The organism is Bradyrhizobium barranii subsp. barranii, assembly GCF_017565645.3.
Taxonomy (GTDB): Bacteria; Pseudomonadota; Alphaproteobacteria; order Rhizobiales; family Xanthobacteraceae; genus Bradyrhizobium; species Bradyrhizobium barranii.
In genome coordinates this window covers 5840820-5864397 of sequence record NZ_CP086136.1, presented here as the reverse complement: position 1 = coordinate 5864397, position 23578 = coordinate 5840820, and the positions used below count along the sequence as shown (strand labels likewise).

The following is a 23578-nucleotide window of genomic DNA, read 5'->3' as shown; positions in this document are numbered from 1 at the left end:
GCGATCGCGCCAACAAAAAAGGCGCGCATCGCCCGGAACCGGGATCGGCGCCGATGGGTATGGCAGCGAACGTAGGAAGAACGGGGACGGATTTCCAGTGGCGTGTGCGAATCGTCAACGGATTGTTGGCGCGCTGGCGGCATCTGGCAGGAGCGGGGCGCCCGGAACATGCGAAGGGCCAGCGCGAGGCCAGCCCTTCGTTCGCCTTTGAATGCGGATTTGGGGCAATCCGCACGTGATCAGGACTTGGAGGTTCCTGAGGGAAGCTTTGTCTCAGTATTTGGCGACGACCGGGCCGCCCCAGCGGTAATTGATGCGGATCAGGCCCATGTCGATATCCTGGCCGATCCGGTCGGTGCGCGGGGCGAAGCCGCCGATGAGCGTTGCGAAGTCAGCGCTGTGATGGCCGAGGAAGACATGGTTGTACTCGCCGCCGACCGACCAGTTCTCGGCAAAGCCCCATTCCACGCCGATGCCGATCGCGTAGCCCCAGCGGGTCTGGTTGACGCTGTTGAACGTCGCCGCCGCTGGCGCGCCCGGAAAGAAGGTGTCGTATTTGTCGTGGGCCACGGCTGCGCCGGCCTTGCCGTAGAGCAGCAGATTGTTCACGGCGTAGCCGAGTTGGCCGGTGAAGAGACCGAAGCTGTCGATCTTGGTCTGGTTCGTGATCGGCGCCAACGCCACGCTGACATTGCTGCCCTTGAAGTCGGCCCAGTTGCCCTGGCCCTCGATGCCGAACACCCAGCGCGACTTCTGCCAGCGATAGCCGAGTTGTCCGCCGACTGTGCCACCGCCCGCATTGTGACAGCCTTCGCCAACGGCCGGATCGACAGCGATGCCGAGCGCGCGGGTCACGCCCCAGCAGGCATGGGCCAAGCCGCCGCCGCCGTTGATGCCGGCATAGATGCCGCTCCAGTCATAGACGGGAATGGCGGCCGCCGGCGCCTTGTAGATCGGGAGATCGGCGGCGGTAGCCGGCGCGACCGCGCCGAGTGCGAACAGGCTGACCGCAGCCAGCATCCACGTCTTCATGTCACGTCCCCAACTCGCCAAAGCCATTCGCGGACGCCTTGCGCGCGCCTCACGACTCCAAGACGGTTGGGTGCACCCTCGCGCGAAAACAAAAAGGCCGGCGCAAGGCCGGCCTTTCGTAACGCGATGGCGTCGGAGGCGAAGATCAGTATTTGGCGATGAGGGGGCCGCCGAACCTGTAACTGACGCGGGCCGTTGCAATGTCAACGTCCTGGCGGATCCGATCGGCGCGCGAGAACGTGCCGTTGTTGAACGTAAAGCGGTTGTCGCGCGATCCCATGAAGCCGTGCACATAATCGACGCCGACCACGATGTTGGGCGTTACGCCGAAATCGAGGCCAGCACCAATCGCTCCGCCCCAGCGCGTTTCATTCGCCCTGTCGAACACGAAGCCGGTGGCGGTGGTGAAGCCCTCGTATTTGTCGCTCACAACCATCGCACCACCCTTCGCGTAGAACAGCACATTGCTCCAGGCGTAGCCGACCTGGCCGGTCACGAGGCCGAAGGCGTTGATCTTCGAGCGGTCAGAGCCGACGCCGCCGGCAGCCAGGCTCGGTCCATTGGAGCCGCTAAGGTGAGCCCAGTCGCCCTGGCCTTCCACGCCGAACACCCACGACGCGCTCTGCCAGCGAAAGCCGGCCTGGCCGCCGGCCACGCCGCCGGTCGCGGTGTGGCAGCCCTCCGATGCGGGGGGAGTGACCGGCGCACCGAGGATGTTGGTGACGATGTCCCAGCAATTATGGCTCCAGCCGCCACCACCGTTGGCGCCGATGTAGAAGCCGCTCCAATCGTAGACCGCGGCGATCATCGGGGCAGGAGCTTTGGTGTAGGGGCTCGCCGCCAGGTCGGCCGCCGAAACGGACGTGGTCATCGCGACTATGCCGGCGGCGGCAAGCATAAACTTGTTCAAGACGGACCCCCCAAGGCCAAAGTTGTTGCGATCTTCGATACAACCTTCGAGGTGCGACAGTCTGTCACCGGAGGGTCACAGCGCGCCGAAAAATGGAACTTGTCCGCAAGCGCTCGCGCCGTGCGCGCGAAAACAAAAAGGCCGGCGCAAAGCCGGCCTTTCGTAACGCGATGGGCGTTGATGGCGAAGGTCAGTACTTCGCCACAACCGGGCCGCCGAAGGTGTAGTTCACGCGGACCGTGCCCATATCGACGTCCTGCTTGATACGGTCGATGCGGTCGTTGATGCCGAGAATCGTGAACGAGTTGTTGCGCTTGCCCATGAACAGATGGTCGTATTCGATCGCAACGGACCAGTTCGGCGCGAAGCCGAATTCGAGGCCGGTGCCGACCGCGCCGCCCCAGCGCGTCTCGCTTGCGCTGTCGAGGACCACGCCGACGACCGTGCCGTTGTACTTGGCATGCGTGACCGCCGCGCCACCCTTCACGTACCAGAGCACATTGTTCCAGGCATAGCCGACCTGGCCGGTGAACAGGCCGATCGCGTCGATCTTGGTCTCGTTGACCAGCGGAGCAAGCGCCACGCTCGTATTCGAGCCCTTCAGATTGGCCCAGTCGCCCTGGGCTTCAAGGCCGAACACCCAGCTGGCCGACTGCCAGCGATAACCGACCTGGCCACCGACGACGCCGCCTGTCGCATTGTGACAGCCTTCAGCCGTGTCCGGACCCGCAACGCCGAAGATATTGTTGACATCCCAGCAGTTGCGGCTCGAAGCGCCGCCGCCGTTGATGCCGAGGTAGAACCCGCTCCAGTTGTAGATCGAGGCCACAGCAATGGGCGCCTTGGTGTAGGGGCGGGCCGCCAAATCGGCCGCCGAGGCGGGAGCCAACGCGCTGAGTGCGAACAGACTGGCCGAGGCCAGCAAAACCTTCTTCATTTCAATTCCCCAGTTTCGTTTCTCTTTGTCGACCAAAAACGGCCGACCCAATGACCCAACCGATGTCATTGCTCTACACCATTGAAGCCGAAGGTTGTGTCGCCGGGATACCACAGCTTTCCCCGAAAACGTTGGGAATCGGTTGGCCTGGATCTGGACGCGCGAAAACAAAAAGGCCGGCGCAAGGCCGGCCTTTCGTAACGCGGTGCGTTGGAAGCGAAGCTCAGTACTTCGCGACCACCGGGCCCCCGAAGTGATAGTTCACGCCGACCTGCACGGTGTGGAAGTTGAGCGTGCCGGTGGGCAGGGCGCCCGAGAAGTAGGTCTCGCCGCCGAGGCTGCGATAGAGGTACTCGCCCTTGACCGACCACTGCGGAGCGAAGAACGCCTCGACGCCCGCGCCGACGGTCCAGCCGGAGTGCCACTTGCTGTCCGATGCGGTCAGGCCGAGAGCGGAGAGGGTGATCTTGTTGTCGATCCAGGCGTAGCCGCCGGTGCCGTAGAACAGGACCTGATTGACGGCGTAGCCGATACGGCCGCGCACGGTGCCCATGGCATCGGTCTTCGAGCTCGCCGTTGCGGTCACAACGCCGAATCCGGGAACAACAGTGGCGCCGGTCGCCGAAGCGCTGACGTCAGCCCAGGAACCATCAGCCTCGACGCCGAACACGACGTTGCCGGTCTGCCAGTTGTAGCCGGCGGTGCCGCCGACGAAGCCACCATTCATCTTCGGGTCGCCGGAACCGTTTTCCCAGGCGCCGCCGCCGACGATACCGAGGTAGAAGCCGGTCCAGTTGTAGACCGAGGCCACCGCCACCGGAGCCTTGGTGTAGGGGCGCGCCGCGAGATCAGCGGCCGAAGCCGGAGCAGCGAGAGCGAACAAACAGGCCGAAGCCAACAAAACCTTCTTCATTTTCAAACTAATCCCAGTCCCGGTTTCTGTTTTTGCCTTCCGTGCGTTCGGAAGGACATCGGACGCCGTGGTCCAACTGATGTCGTGCTTACACGAGCAAAGCCGCAAGTTGTGTCTCCCAAAAGCCACAATAATCGCAAAACGTAACGGTGACTGACCTATAATTCCCGTTGCCCACGCAAAAAGGCCGGCGCGAGGCCGGCCTTTGATCTCCAAGCGATTTCAGAGGGATGTCAGTATCTTGCGATCATCGGGCCGCCCCAGCGATAGTTCACGCGGACGAGGCCGATATCGACGTCCTGGCTGATGCGATCGGAGCGTGTGGCAACGCCGAGCGGGGCGAAATTGCCGGATCCGGTGAAGCCGATGGTGCGGTTGCCGAGGAAGATGTGGTCGTACTCGAAGCCCACGGTCCAGTTCGGGGCGAATCCGAACTCGACGCCCGCACCCACGGTGCCGCCCCAACGGGTCTCGTTGGCCCGGTCGAACTCGAGGCCGCTGGCGACGTCGAAGCTGCGGTAGCGATCGCTGACGACGGCGCCGCCGCCCTTCACGTAGACCAGGACGTTGTTCCAGGCGTAACCGACCTGACCGGTAATCAGGCCGAAGGCGTTGATCTTCGAACGATCGCGCAGGCCGCTGATCGCACTGATGTTGTCACCCGAGAAATCGGCCCAGTTGCCCTGGCCTTCGAAGCCGAACACCCAGTTGGCTGACTGCCAGCGGTAGCCGACCTGGCCGCCGACCGTGCCGCCGGTCGCGTTGTGGCAGCCTTCGCCTACGAGAACGCCACCGCCGATATCGACGTCCCAGCACTTGTGGCTGGTGCCGCCGCCGCCGTTGATACCGATGTAGAAGCCGCTCCAGTCGTAGATGGTCGCGATCATCGGTGCCGGAGCCTTGGTGTAGGGACGCGCAGCGAGATCTGCCGCGCTTGCGGGAGCCGACAGCCCCAACGCGATTGCACCAATAGTACCAATCAAAATCTTATTCATTGCAGTCCCCCCAGTTTCTGACCGCTTTTCGAAGTCCCCGAAGCGGCTGATCAGGCGCGACGCCTTAAGAATCTAATTCCGCGGCAAGCGTAGCTTAGGCGGGAGGCGGAGTCCGTCTCCGGAATGCAACAGTCGGGCGGCATCTGAACTGCTTCTAACTTGATGAATGTTAAGCTGTTTCGCCGTCCTCAGGAATTCGGGGAAATTCCATTTGGCGCAGGCCGTCTTTGTGCAGCGCGGTGTCGTCTTGCCAACGCAACAAGGTGAGGGGTGTCGTAAGAACAAATCTGGAACGAACCCGCCAGGGGTGCTATATATGGGGATAAGTGGAGGGGTGACGGGCCGATCCGTCCGCGCAAGCGTATAGGGTCGCGTCAACAGGTTGCAGAGGACGCGGGCGCGTCCCGGGCCTTCTAAAATTCAGTGGCATTCGGAGTGGAGAGCGGCGATGGCGGGAAGCGTCAACAAGGTCATTCTGGTTGGAAATCTCGGCAAGGATCCCGAAATCCGCCGCACCCAGGACGGGCGGCCGATCGCGAATTTGAGCATCGCCACCTCAGAGACCTGGCGCGACAAGAATAGCGGCGAGCGCAAGGAAAAGACCGAGTGGCATCGCGTCGTGATCTTCAATGAAGGGCTCTGCAAGGTCGCCGAGCAGTACCTGAAGAAGGGCGCGAAGGTTTACATCGAGGGCGCGCTCCAGACCCGCAAATGGACCGACCAGAGCGGCGCCGAGAAGTACTCCACCGAGGTCGTGCTCCAGGGCTTCAACTCGACCCTGACGATGCTCGACGGCCGCGGCGGCGGTGGAGGCGGCAGCTTCGGCGACGAGCCGGGCGGCGATTTCGGCTCCTCCGGTCCCGTCAGCAGCGCGCCGCGCCGTGCCGTTGCCGCCGGCGGCGCCGGCGGCGGCGGCGGCGGTGGTGGTGGTGGCCGCAACAGCGACATGGACGACGATATCCCGTTCTGAGGCGGGCGGGGGCGCTTCGCCCCTGATGTCACCTTGCTCGCCTAGAACGACAGGATTCCTTACCAATTGACGGGCAAAGCTCGGTTTTTGCGGGCTTGCCTCATGTGCTGCCTCAAGCCTTTGACGAGGCGTGATGTGAATGGTATTAACTTGATGTTAATCCTGTTCACATGGGTTGGCCGTCGACCGGAGAGAGCCCTGCATGAGCGTTGCGCCACTGCTTGAGGCTGCTCCGGCGATCCCGCTGCATGCCTTTGCCGCCATGGCCGCCTTCGTGCTCGGCCTCGTTCAGTTTGCCGCCCCCAAGGGCACGCTGCCGCACCGGACGATCGGCTGGATCTGGGTGGCGCTGATGGCGGTGGTGGCGGCCTCGTCGTTCTGGATCCACCAGATCCGTCTGGTCGGGCCGTTCAGCCCGATCCATCTCCTGTCGATCTTCACGCTGGTGATGCTGCCGCTCGCGGTGTGGCGGGCGCATACCCATCGGGTCGCCGATCACCGGCGTATCATGATCATGACGTTCATCGGCGCGCTCGTGATTGCCGGGCTGTTCACGCTGGTGCCCGGCCGCATCATGCACCGGGTGATTTTCGGAGCCTAGGACGTGGTTCCAGGCGGCACATTCCGGCCTCGCTCGATGCGGTGGTGCTGAGCTCGTAAGTCTCTGGAAAAACAGTCGGAAAAACCGCTTCCCCAGACCTCGCAAGGGTGGTTATCAGGGGGGCGATGCGCTATATGATTCCCAGATAAAATCTCACCGGATTTCCCCTTGGCTGACGACGACAACAAGCCCGGCGACCAGCCGGCGCAACCCTCGGACATTCGTCCCGTTTCCATCTACGAGGAGATGAAGAAGTCCTACCTCGATTACGCGATGAGCGTGATCGTGGCGCGTGCGCTGCCCGATGCGCGCGACGGGTTGAAGCCGGTTCATCGTCGCATCCTCTACTCGATGAACGAGCAGGGGCACACGCCCGACAAGAAGTACGTCAAGTCGGCGCGCGTGGTCGGTGACGTCATCGGTAAATATCATCCGCATGGCGACCAGTCGATCTACGACGCCATGGTCCGGATGGCGCAGGACTTCTCGATGCGCGTGCCGCTCATCGACGGCCAGGGCAATTTCGGCTCGGTCGACGGCGATCCCCCGGCCGCCTATCGGTACACCGAAGCGCGACTGACGAAGGTGGCGTTGGCTCTGCTGGCCGACATCGACAAGGACACCGTCGACTTCCAGCCGAACTACGACAACAACGAAACCGAGCCGTCGGTCCTGCCGGCCAAGTTCCCGAACCTCCTCGTCAACGGGGCGGGCGGCATCGCGGTCGGCATGGCGACCAACATCCCGCCGCACAATCTCGGCGAGGTCATCGACGCCTGCGTCGCGTTGATCGACAATCCTGCGCTCACCATCGAGGAACTCATCAACATCGTTCCGGGACCGGATTTCCCGACCGGCGGCGTCATTCTCGGACGCGCGGGCATCCGCGCCGCCTACCACCTCGGCCGCGGCTCGATCGTCATGCGCGGCAAGGTCGCCATCGAGACCATCCGCAAGGAGCGCGAGGCGATCATCATCACCGAGATTCCCTACCAGGTGAACAAGGCGACGATGGTCGAGCGCATCGCCGAGCTGGTCAAGGAAAAGAAGATCGAGGGCATCGGCGACCTGCGCGATGAATCCGACCGCGACGGCTACCGCGTCGTCATCGAATTGAAGCGCGACGCCGTGCCGGATGTGGTGCTGAATCAGCTGTACCGATTCACGCCGCTGCAGACGAGCTTCGGCGTCAACATGGTGGCGCTCGACAGCGGCCGTCCGCGGATCATGCATCTGAAGGACCTGCTGGCGATCTTCGTCGACTTCCGCGAGCGGGTCGTCACGCGTCGCACCAAGTTCCTGCTCGCCAAGGCGCGCGATCGCGCCCACATCCTGGTTGGTCTGGCGATCGCGGTCGCCAATATCGACGAGATGATCCGCGTCATCCGGACCTCGCCCGACCCGACCACTGCCCGCGACACCCTGATGGCGCGCGACTGGCCGGCACGGGACGTCGAGGACATGCTGACGCTGATCGACGATCCGCGCCACCGCATTAGCGAGGACGGCACGATCCGGCTGTCGATGGAACAGGCGAGGGCCATTCTCGACCTGCGCCTTCAGCGCCTCACCGCACTCGGCCGCGACGAAATCCGCGACGAGCTCGACAAGCTCGCCGGCGAGATCGCCGACTATCTCGACATCCTGCGCTCGCGCGCCCGCGTGCTGGGCATCATCAAGACCGAGCTCGCCGAGGTGAAGGCCGAGTTCGCGACCCCGCGCCGCACCGTGATCATCGAGCAGGAGGGCGAGGTCGAGGACGAGGACCTGATCCAGCGCGAGGATATGGTCGTCACCGTCTCCCACGCCGGCTACGTCAAGCGCGTGCCGCTGTCGGCCTACCGGGCGCAGCGCCGCGGCGGCAAGGGCCGCGCCGGCATGCAGACCCGCGACGAGGATTTCGTCAGCCGCCTGTTCGTGGCGTCGACGCACACACCGGTGCTGTTCTTCTCGTCGCGCGGCCAGGTCTACAAGGAGAAGGTGTGGCGCCTGCCGATGGCCGCGCCGAACGCGCGCGGCAAGGCGCTGATCAACATCCTGCCGCTGGAGCAGGGCGAGCGCATCACCACCATCATGCCGCTGCCGGAGGATGAATCGACCTGGGGCAACCTGGACGTGATGTTCGCCACCACCGGCGGCAACGTCCGGCGCAACAAGCTGTCCGACTTCGTCGACGTCCGCCGCTCCGGTATCATCGCCATGAAGCTCGATGAGAATGAAGCGATCGTGGACGTGCAGATCTGCACCGAGCGCGACGACGTGCTGCTGACCGGCGCCGGCGGCCAGTGCATCCGCTTCCCCGTCCCCGACGTGCGCGTGTTTACCGGCCGCACTTCGATGGGCGTGCGCGGCATTGCGCTTGCCGAAGGCGACAAGGTGATCTCGCTGGCGATCCTGCGCCACATGGAGACCACCTCGGACGAACGTTCGGCCTATTTGAAGATGCGTCGTGCGGTGGCCGGCGAAGCCGTGGTCGACGAGGCTCCGGTGGATGCCGAGGCCGAAGAGACGACTTCCGGCAGCTTCCAGCTCCCGCAGGAGCGCTATGTCGAGATGTCGGCGGCCGAGCAGGTCGTGCTCACCGTCTCCGTCAACGGCTACGGCAAGCGGACCTCGTCCTACGAGTACCGCACCACTGGCCGCGGCGGCAAAGGCATCGTCGCCATGAGCGTCAACAACCGCAACGGCAATCTGGTGGCCTCCTTCCCCGTGGAAGACGCCGACCAGATCATGCTGGTCACGGACAAGGGCCAGCTCATCCGCTGCCCGGTCGAAGGCATCCGCGTCGCCGGTCGCTCGACCCAGGGCGTGATCGTGTTCGACACCGCCGAGGACGAGCACGTCGTCTCGGTCGAGCACATCACGGAAGAGGCCGATAGCGGGAACGGCGAGAACGGGAACGGTTCGTAGATCGAGCCGATCCCGTCAGGTGTCGTCTCCGTTGACGGTTGCAATCAACCGGATAGGTCCGGCACGGCACAACGCGCCGGTGTCCGGCCTATGATCCTGGAAGATGCGGCTGGCGCGATGCCTTCCAGCCGAGCACGGCCAGCGGAATTGCCAGTGCTGCCCAGGACAGCGCGTCCCAGCCATCGTCGCCGAACAGCGCCGACGCCAGCCCGACAAGGATGAGCCCCCCGAGCAGGAGCGGCCAGCGAAAGATCTCGTCCATGGTGTGGCGCTCGCGCTTCATGGACGGATCCCGGATGTCGCTACGACAGGCGGCCCGTCCTGAGCGCGCGTGGTGACGCGAGGCGATTTGCGCTTGCCGAGCCAGAGATAGACGCCGCTGGCAAGCACGACGATGGCGGCAAGATCGAACAGCGCCCAGATGATCTTCAGCGGCAGGCTGCCGTAGTCCCCGAAATGAAGCGGGCGCGATACCTGCAACGCCCTGAGATACCACGGCAGGCCACGCGCGGTGACGAGCTGCCCGGTTTCGGCGTCGAGCATCGCGGGCGTGAACAGGCGCGAGGTGATCGGCGTCGTGCCCTTGGTCCAGACGATGAAGTGCCGTGGTGTCCCGAACCGTGCGACCGTCGGAAAGATGATGCTGGCCGGCGTGTTGCCGTCGAGCGCCCGACGTGCTGCGGCCATGACGTCGTCGACGTCGGCCCATTTCGCAAGCGGCGGCTTGCCCAAGTGCGGCGCGATCAGCTCCGGCATCACCTCCGCGCGCCAGGCGGAGAACAGCGGCAACGATATCGTGTTGATGACACCGGTGACGCCGACGGCAAGCAGCCATATGAGAGTCACTCCGCCGATCAGATTGTGCAGGTCGAGCCATTTGACCCGCGACGCGCCGATACGACGCACCGTGCCGAAGTTGAGCCGGCGCATGAAGGGCGCGTAGAGCACGATGCCGGAAACGATCGCGATGACAAACAGCAGGCCCATGACGCCGAGAAACAGTTCACCCGGCAACCCCAAGAACATGTCGCGGTGGAATATGCGGATGGCGCTCATCAGGCCGCCCTGCTGCGTGTCTTCGCCGATCAGTTCCGCGGTCCTGGAATCGAATGACAGCTTCAGGAAACGTTGGCCGGGGGGAGCTTCAGGCGTAGCCGAGAGGAATACGTTGACGACGTTGGCGCGATCGTCGTCCCAGCCGAGCACCTGGAGGTAGCGCTGCGGATAGCGCGCCTTGGCGGCGTCGACCAGCCGGCTTAGCGGAGCCTGCGGAGTATCCGCCGGGAGCTCTCGGGCCGAGGCTTCCGACTTGAAGAGCTCGTCGATCTCGTCATGAAAGATCAGTGGGAGCCCGGTGATGCAAAGCATCAGGAGGAATAGCGTGCAGACCAGGCTGGTCCATTTGTGGACCAGCGACCACCATTTGACTGACTGTGCTGTCATCCTCTCACCACCGGTAGGTCAGCGTCGCCAGCACCGTGCGCCCCAGCGCCCAGCGGCAGCCGCCGGCCGTGCATAACGAGACATAGGTCTTGTCGAACACGTTGTTGACGTTCACCGCCGCACTGAGGCCCTTCCACTGCTGATATCGCATCCCGAAATCATAGGACAGCACCGCATCGAACACCGTGCTGGCCGGCACCGTGGCGGCGGGCAGGAAGACGCCCGGCACGATGGTCGGAACCGTCAGATTGTTGGCGTTGGTCGTGTACATGTCGTGGACGTAGCGGACGCCGCCGCCGAAGCCGAAGCCGGTGGCAGGACCGCCCTGCACCAGATAGTTGGCCCAGAGCGAGGCGGTGTGCATCGGGACGTTGGCGAGCCGCTTGCCGAAATTGACGTCCTGGGGCGAACTGATCCGGTTGTCGAGATAGGAGTACTGCCCACGCAGGCTGAAGCCGGGCAGGGGGCTGCCGACGACGGACCCTTCGAACCCGCGCGAGCTGACCTCGCCGACCTGCGCCGTTGTGTTGGCCGGAATGCCGGGGCCACTGATGACGGTTGCGACGTTTTGCTGCTTGAGGTCGTAGACCGCGGCCGTGAACATCAGATTGGTCCCGACCGGCTGATACTTCACGCCGCCTTCGTACTGTTCGCCGGTGGTCGGCTTGAACGGCTGACCGTTGAGCAGCGTGCCGACCGAGGTCGGCTGGAACGAGGTCGAGTAGCTGACATAGGGCGCGATGCCGTTGTCGAAATTGTAGATCGCGCCGATGCGGCCGGTTGGCTTCTGGTCGTCGTTCAGGACGCGAACGCCGGTGTTCTGGGCCAGCGTATTGCCCTCGGCCCAGTCGTAGCGGACTCCGCCGAGGACGGTGAGCCGGCCGAGCCTGGCCTCGTCCTGGACGTAGAGGCCGCGCTGCGACAGGTGCTGGTCGAGGTTCTGGAAGAGCGCCGTGGGGACGGCGATGTTCTGCGTGTAATTCGGCGCCAAGATGTCGAGCGTGTTGGTGGCCGCGAAGCGGGCGAGATTGTTGAAGTCGAACCGCTGGTAGTCGAGGCCGGCAAGCACCGTGTGCTGCAGCGGTCCCATGTTGAACTTGGCCTGGAGCTGGTTGTCGGCAGCGAATGTGTCGAGGTTCTCGTTGGTCGAGAAGTAGCTCCGGTTGATCGTGCGGCCGTCGACCAGCCGGAGCGTGGCGCCCGCGCCCGTCGTCGTGAACCCGCCGGGCTGCACCTCGACATAGCTGAGCTCATTGTGCAGGTAGCGTACGTTCTGGCGCACCGTGAAGACGTCGTCGAAACGATGCTCGAACTCGTAGCCGGCGGTTGCCTGCTTGTATTTGAGAGTCTCGTAGTTGAGATCGCCGGCAAAGAAATTGCGCGGGATCTGCCCGAACGTCCCCGGCACCAGCGTGCCCTGGATCGGCAACAGCGCGAAGGCACCACCCTTCGGGTCCTGCCGGTAGCTCGTCAGGAAGGTGATGGTGGTGTCGATACTCGGACGCCACGTCCAGGCCGGCGCGATCGAAAATCTTTGCTCGCCGATATTGTCGACCTGGGTGTCGGCGTTGAGGCCGATACCGGTGACGCGGTAGAGCAGCGTCTTGTCCTTGTCGACGGGGCCGCCGACATCGAAGGCGCCCTGGATCCGGTCGAACGAGCCGGTTTGCAGGGAGACTTCTCCGAACGGATTTTCAGTCGGGCGCTTGCTGACGAGGTTGAGGATGCCGCCGGGCGAGGCGGCGCCGTAGAGAATTGATGCCGGCCCGGTGATCACCTCGGCGCGCTCGAGCAAATAGGGATCGACCCGCGGCGCACCGAACGGTCCGCCCTGGAGCCGCAGCCCGTCCAGATATGTTTCGAGGCTGAAGCCGCGCGCGCTGACGTTCTGAAAGCGGAAATCGGTATCGTTGCTGAAATAGATTCCTGGCGCGTAGCGCAAGAGGTCGCGGATGCTCTGCGCCTGCCGCACATTCATTTCGTCGCGAGTGATGACGGCGATCGATGCCGGCGTCGACATGATCGGCGCATCCGTCTTGGTGGCGCCGGAGGCGCGGGTGGCGACGAACCCGTTGGTGCCGGCGTTGACGCGCGCTGCTGTTCCCACCAGCGCTTGGGGCTCCGGCTGTACTGTCGAACGGTTGGCCTGTCGAACGGTTGGCCTGTTGAGCGGACCGCTGGCTCGCACTGCGCCGCGCCGATGCGTTGCGCCGGACCTGGACCGGACGTTGCGCGCGCTGAACGGGTGCGTCGACCGTCACCGGCGGCAACGCGGATGCACCGGATTGGCCAGTGTTCTGCGCGTTCACCGGCGCGACGGCCATCAGCAAGCAGCCGAGCGTGAGTGCGCTGGCTGTGCTCTTGAAAGTGTTCCTTGAAAAATAGTCCGCACGACCACGCAGGCCGTGTCCATCGCATTCCATGTCAGCGCCCCATCCGGCGATCGCCGCGCCGGCGGGATGATCCTTCTGACCTCACGCGACTTCGCACCCGCGCGCGTGTTAGATCGCGACATTGCGAGCGTCGAGTTGGACGAATTTTGAATCACTCGAAACGTCATAATTGGAGGCATTCTTAGAACTTCTAAAAAAGCGAAGCTAACTGATCGACAAAACATTGGAATTTGTTGCTGCGTATGTCTGGAGATGGGCCAGACAAGATTGAGGTGCGCGCGAATGTCGCACACTCCCGGGTAAGCGGGCGTGACGAGCTCTACCTGTCGGTGATCGGCATCTCATCGAGACGCGTGGTGCGAAGCCTGCCTTGCCCTGAACGGGCGATCCGCACGACGATCAGATCTCCAACTCGGTCCCGAACTCCACCACCTGCCTCGTCGGCACGCCGAAGAACGCGGCGGAGCGTTCGGCGTTGCGCTGGAGGAAGGCGAACAGGCCTTCGCGCCAGACCCACATGCCCGGAATGTCCTCGCTCGGGATGATGGTCTCGCGGCCGACATAGTAGGTGATGTCGGAGAGGTCGATGCCGGGCAGCTTGCCCTGGCGGCAGGCGAGCGTCAGGCCGGCATAGATCGTCGGATTCTGCATGAAGCCGTAGTGCAGGACCACGCGGGTGATACCGGGGATGATCTCGATCACCTCGGCGCGGTCTTCATCGGTGATGTGCGGGGATTCCTCGATCAGCACGGTGACGAGGACGATGCGCTCATGCAGCACGTGGTTGTGCTTGACGAATTGCGTCAGCGCCAGCGGCACGCCGCGCGGCGCGGATGCCAGGAAGACGGCGGTCCCGGGCAGTCTGGCCCTGCACTTGTTGACCGCAGTCTCGATCAGGTCCTCCTCGGGCTGGCGCAGCTTCGCGCGCGCCGCCTCGACCAGCCTCACGCCGCTGCGCCAGGTCAGCATCATGAAGGCGACGAGGGCCGCGAGCAGCAGCGGAAACCAGCCGCCCTCGAACAGCTTGATCGAATTGGCGGAGAAGAAGATCACGTCGATCACGAAGAAGAAGCCGTTGACGGCGACCACGATCCACGGCGAATAGCCCCACTGGATCGCGACCAGGGCCGCGAGCAGCGTGGTGATCGCCATCAGCAGCGACACCGCGATGCCGTAGGCGCCGGCGAGTGCTTCCGAGGTGCCGAAGCTCAGGACCGCGCCGAGCGTTGCTGCAGCGAGCAGCCAGTTCACCAGCGGCACGTAGATCTGGCCCATCGCGTGGCTCGTGGTGTGGCGGATCTGCATGCGCGGCAGGAAGCCGAGCTGGATCGATTGCTGGGTCAGCGAGAATGATCGCCTGCGAGGCGATCACGGTCGCGAGCGCCGAGAAGGCGACCAGCGGATAGTGCAGGGCGTCCGGGCAGAGCTGAAAGAAGGGGTTCTCGATCATCGCGGGATCGGTGATCAGCAGCGCGGCCTGCCCAAAGTAGTTCAGCACCAGCGCGGGCAGGCAGATCGCGAACCAGGCAAGCCGGATCGGGAAGCGGCCGAAATGGCCCATATCGGCATACATCGCTTCACCGCCGGTCACCGCCAGGAAGGCGGCGCCGAGGATCGCGAAGGAGATGTGGAAGTCCTGGTGGATCAGGAAGTTGAAGGCATAGAGCGGGCTCAGTGCCGCGAGCACAGCCGGGGCCTTGACGATGCCGTGGACGCCGAGCGCGGCCAGCACGAAGAACCAGGCCAGCATCACCGGCCCGAAGATGCGGCCGATGAAGCCCGTGCCCTGCTTCTGGATCATGAACAGCCCGATCAGGATGGCGACGGTGATGGGCACGACGACCGGCGCGAGCGAGGGCGCATCGACCTTGAGGCCTTCGATGGCTGAGAGCACCGAGATCGCCGGGGTGATCGCGCCGTCGCCATAAAGGAGAGCAGCGCCGACGAGGCCGACCACCAGGAGATGCGCGCGCCAGGTGCCGGGCTGGGCGTGGCGGGCATGCAATAGCGCCAGCAGCGCGACGATGCCGCCTTCGCCGCGATTGTCCGCGCGCAGGATCAGAAGCGCATATTTCAGCGAGATGATCAGCAGCAGCGCCCAGAGGATCAGCGAGGCAACGCCCAGGACAGCTTCGGGAGTCACCGTAGCGCCATGGGCGGCCGCCTTGGCGGCTTCCTTCAGGGCGTAGAGGGGGCTGGTGCCGATATCGCCATAGACAACCCCGAGGGCGCCCATGGTCATGGCAATCGGCAGAGGGTCAGGGTGATGGCCGGAAACGACTGCGGGCGTACTGGACAAGGTCGACCCCCCGATGGGATCGCGCCCGCCGGGCCATTCCGACGGGCGCGAGCATCAGACAGTCTGCGACGGGACGTCGCAAATATCCATGGGATTCATCTCGGGATTTATATGACGCGAAGCTGACAGCCCCGACTACGGGGTCCGGTCGGCGGTCACGAGGCGGGCCTCGCGGATATTGGCCTTGGTGCCGGCCTGCCGCAGGCAGGATGCCTCGAAGTTCGGCCAAGCCTGCTGCGAGCAGTCCCTGCCGACGGTGCGGATATCGAGGCGGTCGCTCTTGGCCAGCGGCTGCGGGACGCTTGCTTCGACGGACGGAGCGAAACCGGGAAGGACGGTGAGAGCGGCGGCAACAAACGCAGCAATAGCGATGGCCGAGATGGTCTTGATCATTGACGGTCCCCTGTGATGCGGCCGCTACGCCCAGTTGTGCGGCCCGTCATTCGTTGGGTGGATTAGTAACCATGGCCAGTTTCCGGACGTCTTCGCGGACGCCCGAAATGGTTTCGTTCGCACTTCGTTTTGTTTCATGGTCGTCCCGAGGACGAAACAATTCGGGGAATTCCGACTCGGCGCCGCCGAAAAACCGGCAGGGAACCCGTCTGGCTTGCCGGGCCGGGCCGGGCGCGGTAGGACGGGGACATGCCGCGTATCGCCTTCTATCCGGGTTCCTTTGACCCCATCACCAACGGCCATCTGGACGTCGTCCGGAACAGTGTCCCCCTGTGCGATCGGCTCGTGGTCGCGATTGGGGTCCATCCCGGCAAGAAGCCGCTGTTCTCTAGTGAGGAGCGGCTCAAGATGCTCCATGACGTCTGCGGGCCGGTCGCAGCCCAGGTCGGCTGCACGCTTGATGCCGTGACCTACGACGATCTTGCGGTCACCGCGGCACGCAGGCACGGCGCGACTGTCATGATTCGGGGTCTCCGCGACGGCACCGACCTCGACTACGAGATGCAGCTCGCCGGGATGAACGGCGCCATGGCGCCCGACGTCCAAACCGTGTTCCTGCCGGCCTCTCCGGCCGTCCGCCCAATTACCGGCACGTTGGTGCGTCAAATCGCGGCCATGGGCGGAGATATCTCGACCTTCGTGCCGCCGCTCGTCGCCAACCTGCTCAAGGCCAAATTCGCCGGATAACGGCGCAATTCTTCATCCTACCTGATCCGGAGTTCTCATGATCCGTCGTCTCGCAATTCTTGCCACGATTTTTGCCGCGCTCTTCAGCGCGGTCCCGGCGGTGGCGCAGCAATTGCCGGCCAATCTCGACAAGGCCAACGCCATCGTCATCGACACCACCAAGGGCCGCATCATCATCAAGCTGCGGACCGACATTGCGCCCCAGCATGCCGAGCGCATCAAGCAGCTCGCGCGCGAGGGCTATTACAACAACGTGCCGTTCCATCGCGTCATGGACGGCTTCATGGCCCAGACCGGCGACGGCGAGAAATTCAACGGCACCGGCGGCTCGAAATATCCGAACCTGAAGCAGGAATTCTCCAAGGTTCATTTCGCCCGCGGCATCGTCGGGATGGCGCGGCGCGGCGACAGCGTCGATAGCGCCAACTCGCAGTTCTTCATCATGTTCGCGGACGGCGGCAGCCTTGATAACCAGTACACCGTGATCGGCGAGGTCGTGCAGGGCATGGACGTCGTCGACAAGCTGAAGAAGGCACCGCCCGGTTCGGCCGGCGGTGCCGTCACCGATCCCGACAAGATGGTGAAGGTCCAAGTCGCCTCCGACATCAAATAGGATGGGACCATGGCGCGCTGTGGCAATAGGCTTCTGCTGGCTGCCGCGCTGCTGCTTTCAGGCGTTTCCGGCGCGGCCGCCGGGGACGCAGAGGTCAACACCATCCAGGACATATTCCAGCACTTGCGGACCTGCTGGAAGCCGCCGCCGCCCAGCAAGGCTCGCCCTATCGACATCACCGTCGTCGTGAGCTTTAACCGGGCCGGAAACATTCTGGGCCATCCGAGGATTACCTATGAATCCGCGGAGGCCTCTGACAATGACCGGCTGCAATACCGGGTCGCGGTGATGGAGGCGCTGCAACGCTGCACGCCGATGCCATTTACCGATGCAATGGCCGGGGCCGCCGCGGGACGTCCATTCGCGATCCAGTTCCGTAACCGGAAGACTTCACCCCCAACGCAAGAGAGACGAGCATGAGCGTCACCGAAAACACCCTGATCCTCGAGACCACGCAGGGCCCCGTCACCATCGAGATGCGGCCCGATCTTGCGCCCGGCCATGTCGCGCGCATCAAGGAACTGGTCCGCGAGGGCTTCTACGACGGCATCGTGTTCCACCGCGTGATCGAGGGCTTCATGGCGCAGACCGGCTGCCCGCAGGGCACCGGCACCGGTGGCTCCGGCAAGAAGCTGAAGGCGGAATTCAACAAGGAACCGCACGTGCGCGGCACCACCTCGATGGCCCGCGCCGCCAGCCCCGATTCCGGCGACAGCCAGTTCTTCATCGTCTTCGACGACGCCCGCTTCCTCGACAACCAGTACACGGTGTGGGGCAAGGTCACCGAGGGCATGGAGAACGTCGACAAGATCAAGCGCGGCGAGCCCGTCCAGAACCCCGACAAGATCGTCAAGGCGCGGATGGCCGCGGACGCGGAGTAACCGCTCAACCCTCATCCTGAGGAGCGCGGAACGCGCGCCTCGAAGGATGAAGGCCCCGCTGTTGCAGCTCGGCCTTCATGGTTCGAGACGGCGCTACGCGCCTCCTCGCCATGAGGGTCTGACTGCGTGGCGCTGAGCCCGACATGCGCACTGATCTCTTCGATTTCGATCTGCCCGCCGAGCGCATCGCGTTGCGCCCGGCGAGCCCGCGCGACTCCGCGAAGATGCTGGTCGTGGAAGGTGGCGCGCTGCGCGACCAGCTCATTTCCGAGCTGCCGCAATGGCTGAAGGCGGGCGACCAGCTCGTCGTCAACGACACCAAGGTGATCGCGGCGCAGCTCAAGGGCCGCCGCATCGGCCGCGAGACCGAGCCCAAGATCGAGGCGACGCTGATCAAGCGCCTCGACGGCTCGCGCTGGCAGGCACTGGTCAAGCCGGCAAAAAAGCTCGTGGCAGGCGACTGCATCCGCTTCGGCAACGAGGGCAAGGTCTGCCTGCTCGGCCATCTCGACGCCGAGGTCGAGGTCAAGGGCACCGATGGTGAAGTGACACTGTCATTCTCGTTTCACGGCCCGGCGCTGGATCAGGCGATCGAAGATCTCGGCAGCCCGCCGCTGCCGCCCTATATCGCCTCGAAGCGCACGCCCGACGATCAGGACCTCGCGGACTACCAGACCATGTTCGCGGCCAATGAAGGCGCCGTCGCGGCGCCCACCGCCGGCCTGCATTTCACCCCGGCGCTGGAGCAGGCGCTGCGCGACCGCGGCGTCGGCATCAACCGCGTCACGCTGCACGTCGGGGCAGGGACCTTCCTGCCGGTGAAGGTGGACGACACCGAAGGCCACAAGATGCATGCCGAGTGGGGCACGATCTCCGCCGAGACGGCAGAGCGGCTCAACACCGCACGGCAGAATGGCGGCCGCATCATCGCCGTCGGCACGACGTCACTGCGACTGCTCGAAAGCGCGGCCGGCGAGGACGGCACCATCCAGCCGTTCGCGGCCGAGACGTCGATCTTCATCACCCCCGGCTATCGCTTCCGTGCCGTCGATATCCTGCTGACCAATTTCCATTTGCCGAAGTCGACGCTGTTCATGCTGGTGTCGGCGTTCTCCGGGCTCGAGGCGATGCAGCAGGCGTATGCGCACGCGATCGCGAGTGGCTATCGGTTCTATTCGTACGGGGATGCGTGCTTGTTGTTTCGCGCGGAGCCGTAGGGTGGGCAAAGGCGCGTAGCGCCGTGCCCACCATCTATCCGCATATTTCAGGTCGATTGGTGGGCACGCTTCGCTTTGCCCACCCTACGGCACCTTGCGTTACGCCATCACGCGCTGCGGCAACAACTCCGCGATCTGCACCGCGTTCAGCGCGGCGCCCTTGAGCAGCTGGTCGGCCGCCACGAACATCGAGATCGAATGCCCTGAGGGATCGCTGAGATCCTTGCGGATGCGGCCGACCAGGACGTCGTCCTGGCCCGAAGCGTCGATCGGCATCGGGAAGTAGTTCTTCACGCGGTCGTCGACGAGCTTCACGCCGGGCGCCTGCGCCATGATGGCACGGACCTGTTTGTCGGTGATCGGCTTCTCGCATTCGAAGGTGATGGCCTCGCAATGGGCGCGCAGCACCGGCACGCGAACGCAGGTGACGCCGATCGCGATCTTCTCGTCCTCGAAGATCTTGCGGGTTTCCTTGATGACCTTGGTCTCTTCGTCGTTGTAGCCGGTTTCAGGGTCGACCGCGGTGTTGTGGTTGAAGAGATTGAAGGCGTAGGGGTGCGGCATCACCTTGGGCGTATAGACCTGCCCGTTGAGATTGGCGCGGGTGGACTCGACGAGCTCGTCCATCGCGGCGGCGCCGGCGCCGGAGGCCGCCTGGTAGGTCGAGATGATGACGCGCTTGATGCGGTTCGTCTGGTGGATCGGCCAGAGCGGCACCAGTGCGGTGATCGCGGCGCAGTTCGGGTTCGCAATGATGCCCTTGTGGTCGCGGATGCGGTTGGCGTTGATCTCGGGGATCACCAGCGGCACGTTCGGGTCCATGCGGAAGGCGGAGGAGTTGTCGACCACGACGGCGCCGGCCTTGACAGCGATTGGCGCGAACTTCTTGGAGATGCTGCCGCCGGCCGAGAACAGCGCGATGTCGACGCCCTCGAAAGCGCGCTCGGTCAATTCCTCGATGACGACGTCCTGCCCGCGGAACGACACCGTCTTGCCGGCCGAGCGGGCGCTTGCGAGCGCCTTGAGCTTGCCGACGCGAAAGCCGCGCTTGTCCATGGTGGCGATGAATTCGGCGCCCACCGCACCGGTGACGCCGACAATCGCGACGACGGGATCGTTACTCACATTCTCCTCCATTGCATTGAGCTGAAGACAACAAAAAAGCCCCGGACCAGAGGTCGGAGCTTCGGTAGAGTGGATTGCGTTTAAGTCGACGACCTACGCGCGCACGCCTCCCCGGGCCCCGAAGGCCGTGGTGGTTTTAGTCGTGCGTTTGGTGGTCGTGAACATGGCGGCGACTTATGCGGGAGAGTTTCGCGCCCGTCAATGGCTTTTCGGCGGGATTGTGGCCGCCGCTACTTCGTCCGGGCGCCCGGCGGCTCCAGGATGACCTCCTTGAGGTTATCGCCGCTGATGACGACGATCGCGAAATTCAGCCGGCCGCGTTCGCGGACCAGTCCGCCGCTGATCGCCTTTCCCGAGGCCGCACGTTCGGCGACGTGCACGGCATCCGCAAGGCGGTGCTTGATGGCACCGAGCGCTGCGAGGTTGCTGCGGTCGTCGAGATCGAGTTCGGCGAGGGGGAGGGCGGCTTCGCCGCCGACGAGCTCGCCGGTGGCGGCGTTGATGGTGTGGCGCCAGATGCGGTCGTTGTGCAGGGTCTTCACCCGGTAGACCGGCACGCCGGAGGCTCCGTCGAAACTCACATCCGCCGTCGTGGCACCGGCATGACGGGCTTCCGCAATCGCCATGGCCTGGCTGATCGAGATCGACGAGCTGCGGAATCGTTCGATTTCGCGGCTGACCGCTTGGCGGTCTGCTTCGGCATCACCATCTGTGTCGCCGTGAAGCGCGGTTGGCGTGCCCGTGGTGACAATCGCCTGCGCCGGCGCGGCGAGGAGCAGCGCGGGCAAGGCGATCGCAAGTAATCGCGCGGTCAATCGTTTGGCTGTCGTCATGCTCGAAACCCTCGGCCAGCGAGTGTGCCGGATGATCGTAAAGAATTCGCGGCCGACCTTGGGCATCGGCCGGCCGCGGAGCGTCGCAGCGGGCTGGACCCGGCACGGCGATCTTCGGCGGTACGGACCCCTTTGGGGCTGGTGAAAAAGCGGTCCGTATCGCTTATAACTAAACCATACCGTATCGTTTTGTTTTGGTCAACGACGCGGGCGTAACCTCGAAGGGGAAACGTCGCGACCTCACGGAATTGTCAGCGGGACGGGCGCCGCCGCTGTGTGCCCTTTGCGGGGCTCTGGATGCGGTCTGCTGGTCCCAGCGCGCCGGCCAGGAACAGCTTGATCGCCGCGCGCATGCGCTTCTCGGCGGCCTTCAATTCCAGCGCCGTGCCGAACGTCGCCAGGCGGTGGGTGTGACCGACGACGACGTCGAGGAACACCTCTGCCGCGATCGTGGTGTCGTCGACGTCGAGTGCGCCCTGCGCCACCAGACGGTCGAAGAAGCGGGCCGTGGTGGCGACGGCCTTCAGCCAGCCTTCCTCCTTGCCGAGCTTGGCGATGTCGGGGAAGTTGATGGCCTGTGACGTCAGCATGCGGCTGAATGCGACGGCATCGGGCCCGCAGGTGAAGGTCAGCATCTCGCGCCCGATCTCGACCAGCCTCTGCTCGACCGAAATGTCCGAGGCGCTGGAGAGCTGGGTCTCGGCGGCTGCCGATAGTGGCGCAAGCCAGCGCGCGATTTCGCGCCTCAGCACGGCGGCAAACAGGCCGCGCTTGTCCCCGTAGCGGGAATAGACGGTGGGTTTGCTGACCCGAGCGGCCTCCGCGACCGCGTCGAGCGAGGTCGCGTCGAAGCCGCGATCCAGGAACAGGCGGGTGGCGACCTCAATCAGCCGCTGATCGCGCTCGATCGCAGCGGTTTTCGTCGGACGGCCGCCGCGTGATTTCGGCACCTCGCGCCGTGGCGCCGCCGGTTTTGTCCTGGTCGCAGTCAATCCCATGCCCAATGATTCCTGCGCGCTTCTAATCGTCGTCATTTGCTCTATATCGCGCAGGAGCGGGGGCGTCATCGCGAATCTGGCCGAATTGGCCATATCGTCAACGGTTTCGGCGCGGTCTCGTTCCGTCACGAGGGATCACGGCAGCTTCGAAGTCCAGGCCTGGCCGGAGGCAGCCTTCTCGTATCCGTACTGATACAGCGCCCGCATATAGGCGGTGTCGAACCCTTCCGAAGGCGGCGCGGGGTAATCGCGCGCGATGTAGGAGAGGTGGAAGCCGAGATTGTTGCGCTTGGCGAAATCATAGGTCGAGAAGATGATCGAGCGCGTCTGCGACTGGGTGATCGACGACAGGCTGCGCGAGGCGACGTCGATGGTGCTGTTGGACACGAGCTCGAAATTGCGTTCGATCTTCTTGTTGACGAGGATGTAGATGTTCATCCGCGCGTTGCCGGGCAGGCGGTCCTGGGAGAGCAGGGCTTCCGGCAGCGTCAGCACCGGCGCCGTCACGCCGCCGTCGACATGCATCTCCTGAAATCTGCGGCCCTCGCCTTCGGCGTCGATCATGATAGGCGGAAACACCAGGGGAATGCTGGCGGAAGCCGCCATCACGTCGCGAAACAGTTTTAGCGCCTCGGGTGTTCCGACCGCTGCGATCTTGCCCATGTCCCAGATCGAGGTCCGCTGGGTGTCGAGATCGGTGGTTACCACCAGCAGCTTTCGGCCCTTGCCATTTTCACGCGCGACCTGCGCCATGATCTCCGGCCCGACATAGCGGGCGACGAGCTCGCGCAGCCGCGTATTGCCGAACAGGCCGGATCCGAACAGCACGCGCATGATGCTGGGATCGTTCAGGAGGCTCTCCGCGATGCCGCTGGTGTAGAGCTCCCTGAGCGTGTCGTCATATTGCGAGCCGAGATACGCAAACGGTGCGATCAGGCCGCCGGTGCTCACGCCCGAGACAACCGAGAAGGTCGGCCGGGTGCGCGCCGTGGTCCAGCCGTTGAGCACGCCGACGCCGTAGGCGCCATCGGCGCCGCCGCCGGAGAGCGCCAGATAGGACTTCGTGGCGGTGCTGGTGTCCTTCTCGAAGCTGAATTTCGTGACGGGCTCGTCGGCGTAGCGGCGCAAGCCGTCGATATCGAGCACGCGCGACGCGCCGGCCTCAGCGGCCGTATAGGGCGTGCGGGGCAGGGAGGTGCAGGCGCCGAGTGCCAGGCTGCACGCCAGAACCAGGAATCCGGTCAGGCGGGCGCCTGTCTGTCTGATCCAGCCGCGCGAGGGGCCGGACATTTCGGTCGAACATGAAGCGGAGGGCATTGTCGGTGGCTGGCGATCACGCAAATACTGCCGCCGGCAAAATTCACCGCG

The 23578-nt window shown here is 64.3% G+C and carries 21 protein-coding genes and 1 pseudogene; 8 read left to right on the top strand and 14 right to left on the bottom strand.

What is annotated here, in order from left to right; all coding sequences use genetic code 11:
• Nucleotides 1-273: 273 nt before the first annotated feature.
• The 5 genes from J4G43_RS28345 to J4G43_RS28325 form a co-directional block, all read right to left on the bottom strand.
• Complete coding sequence (locus tag J4G43_RS28345; protein WP_208086989.1) at nucleotides 274-1032, bottom strand: outer membrane protein; 759 nt, start codon at nucleotides 1030-1032, stop codon at nucleotides 274-276.
• Between the two features lie 145 nt (nucleotides 1033-1177).
• On the bottom strand, nucleotides 1178-1903 hold the full coding sequence (locus J4G43_RS28340; protein WP_225005169.1) for an outer membrane protein: 726 nt from the start codon (nucleotides 1901-1903) through the stop codon (nucleotides 1178-1180).
• Nucleotides 1904-2132: 229 nt separating this feature from the next.
• On the bottom strand, nucleotides 2133-2879 hold the full coding sequence (locus J4G43_RS28335; protein ID WP_208086988.1) for an outer membrane protein: 747 nt from the start codon (nucleotides 2877-2879) through the stop codon (nucleotides 2133-2135).
• A gap of 223 nt (nucleotides 2880-3102) precedes the next feature.
• Nucleotides 3103-3792 (bottom strand): outer membrane protein, encoded by a 690-nt coding sequence (locus J4G43_RS28330; protein ID WP_208086987.1) that lies wholly within the window; start codon nucleotides 3790-3792, stop codon nucleotides 3103-3105.
• A gap of 233 nt (nucleotides 3793-4025) precedes the next feature.
• The gene (locus tag J4G43_RS28325; protein ID WP_085404690.1) at nucleotides 4026-4787 is read right to left on the bottom strand and encodes an outer membrane protein; all 762 of its coding nucleotides are present in this window, start codon (nucleotides 4785-4787) and stop codon (nucleotides 4026-4028) included.
• Between the two features lie 448 nt (nucleotides 4788-5235).
• Between J4G43_RS28325 and J4G43_RS28320 the strand changes: the two genes are divergently transcribed.
• The 3 genes from J4G43_RS28320 (at nucleotide 5236) to gyrA (ending at nucleotide 9268) form a co-directional block, all read left to right on the top strand.
• Nucleotides 5236-5757, top strand: coding sequence for a single-stranded DNA-binding protein (locus J4G43_RS28320; protein WP_208086986.1), 522 nt, complete (start codon nucleotides 5236-5238; stop codon nucleotides 5755-5757).
• 202 nt (nucleotides 5758-5959) lie between these two features.
• Nucleotides 5960-6358, top strand: a complete 399-nt coding sequence (locus J4G43_RS28315) for a DUF2306 domain-containing protein (RefSeq protein ID WP_208086985.1) — start codon at nucleotides 5960-5962, stop codon at nucleotides 6356-6358.
• A gap of 168 nt (nucleotides 6359-6526) precedes the next feature.
• Entirely contained in the window at nucleotides 6527-9268 is a 2742-nt protein-coding gene (gene gyrA, locus J4G43_RS28310; protein ID WP_208086984.1) for a DNA gyrase subunit A, read from the top strand.
• An 88-nt stretch (nucleotides 9269-9356) separates the two neighbouring features.
• Here the strand turns inward: gyrA and J4G43_RS28305 are convergent, their stop codons facing one another.
• From J4G43_RS28305 to J4G43_RS28285, 5 genes and pseudogenes are all read right to left on the bottom strand, one after another.
• On the bottom strand, nucleotides 9357-9551 hold the full coding sequence (locus J4G43_RS28305) for a hypothetical protein (RefSeq protein ID WP_071913707.1): 195 nt from the start codon (nucleotides 9549-9551) through the stop codon (nucleotides 9357-9359).
• The gene (locus J4G43_RS28300; RefSeq protein ID WP_208086983.1) at nucleotides 9548-10711 is read right to left on the bottom strand and encodes a PepSY-associated TM helix domain-containing protein; all 1164 of its coding nucleotides are present in this window, start codon (nucleotides 10709-10711) and stop codon (nucleotides 9548-9550) included. Before J4G43_RS28300 ends, J4G43_RS28305 begins: the two co-directional genes overlap by 4 nt.
• Before the next feature lie 4 nt (nucleotides 10712-10715).
• Nucleotides 10716-12818: a TonB-dependent siderophore receptor gene (locus J4G43_RS28295; RefSeq protein ID WP_208086982.1), complete on the bottom strand. Its 2103-nt coding sequence runs from the start codon at nucleotides 12816-12818 to the stop codon at nucleotides 10716-10718.
• Between the two features lie 685 nt (nucleotides 12819-13503).
• Nucleotides 13504-15346: pseudogene (locus tag J4G43_RS28290) on the bottom strand (potassium transporter Kup).
• Between the two features lie 192 nt (nucleotides 15347-15538).
• The gene (locus J4G43_RS28285; RefSeq protein WP_063983166.1) at nucleotides 15539-15796 is read right to left on the bottom strand and encodes a hypothetical protein; all 258 of its coding nucleotides are present in this window, start codon (nucleotides 15794-15796) and stop codon (nucleotides 15539-15541) included.
• Nucleotides 15797-16045: 249 nt separating this feature from the next.
• On the opposite strand from J4G43_RS28285, the gene coaD reads away from it, so the two are divergent.
• The 5 genes from coaD to queA all read left to right on the top strand — a co-directional run bounded on the left by coaD (nucleotide 16046) and on the right by queA (nucleotide 19254).
• Complete coding sequence (coaD, locus tag J4G43_RS28280) at nucleotides 16046-16543, top strand: pantetheine-phosphate adenylyltransferase (RefSeq protein WP_208086981.1); 498 nt, start codon at nucleotides 16046-16048, stop codon at nucleotides 16541-16543.
• A 37-nt stretch (nucleotides 16544-16580) separates the two neighbouring features.
• Nucleotides 16581-17156: a peptidylprolyl isomerase gene (locus J4G43_RS28275; RefSeq protein ID WP_208086980.1), complete on the top strand. Its 576-nt coding sequence runs from the start codon at nucleotides 16581-16583 to the stop codon at nucleotides 17154-17156.
• A gap of 9 nt (nucleotides 17157-17165) precedes the next feature.
• On the top strand, nucleotides 17166-17576 hold the full coding sequence (locus J4G43_RS28270) for a UCP034077 family protein (protein WP_208086979.1): 411 nt from the start codon (nucleotides 17166-17168) through the stop codon (nucleotides 17574-17576).
• Nucleotides 17573-18037 carry a peptidylprolyl isomerase gene (locus J4G43_RS28265; RefSeq protein ID WP_071913717.1) on the top strand — a complete coding sequence of 155 codons (465 nt, stop codon included), beginning with the start codon at nucleotides 17573-17575 and terminating at the stop codon, nucleotides 18035-18037. The genes J4G43_RS28270 and J4G43_RS28265 overlap by 4 nt, the downstream gene beginning before the upstream one ends.
• A gap of 143 nt (nucleotides 18038-18180) precedes the next feature.
• The gene (gene queA / locus J4G43_RS28260; protein ID WP_208086978.1) at nucleotides 18181-19254 is read left to right on the top strand and encodes a tRNA preQ1(34) S-adenosylmethionine ribosyltransferase-isomerase QueA; all 1074 of its coding nucleotides are present in this window, start codon (nucleotides 18181-18183) and stop codon (nucleotides 19252-19254) included.
• Between the two features lie 99 nt (nucleotides 19255-19353).
• Here queA and J4G43_RS28255 read toward each other — a convergent pair whose 3' ends face one another.
• From J4G43_RS28255 to J4G43_RS28240, 4 genes are all read right to left on the bottom strand, one after another.
• Nucleotides 19354-20391, bottom strand: a complete 1038-nt coding sequence (locus J4G43_RS28255; protein ID WP_208086977.1) for an aspartate-semialdehyde dehydrogenase — start codon at nucleotides 20389-20391, stop codon at nucleotides 19354-19356.
• A 218-nt stretch (nucleotides 20392-20609) separates the two neighbouring features.
• Nucleotides 20610-21212, bottom strand: a complete 603-nt coding sequence (locus J4G43_RS28250; RefSeq protein ID WP_208086976.1) for a PepSY domain-containing protein — start codon at nucleotides 21210-21212, stop codon at nucleotides 20610-20612.
• A 251-nt stretch (nucleotides 21213-21463) separates the two neighbouring features.
• Complete coding sequence (locus tag J4G43_RS28245; protein ID WP_208089436.1) at nucleotides 21464-22210, bottom strand: TetR/AcrR family transcriptional regulator; 747 nt, start codon at nucleotides 22208-22210, stop codon at nucleotides 21464-21466.
• Nucleotides 22211-22345: 135 nt separating this feature from the next.
• Entirely contained in the window at nucleotides 22346-23500 is a 1155-nt protein-coding gene (locus J4G43_RS28240) for a patatin-like phospholipase family protein (RefSeq protein WP_208086975.1), read from the bottom strand.
• Between the last annotated feature and the right edge of the window lie 78 nt (nucleotides 23501-23578).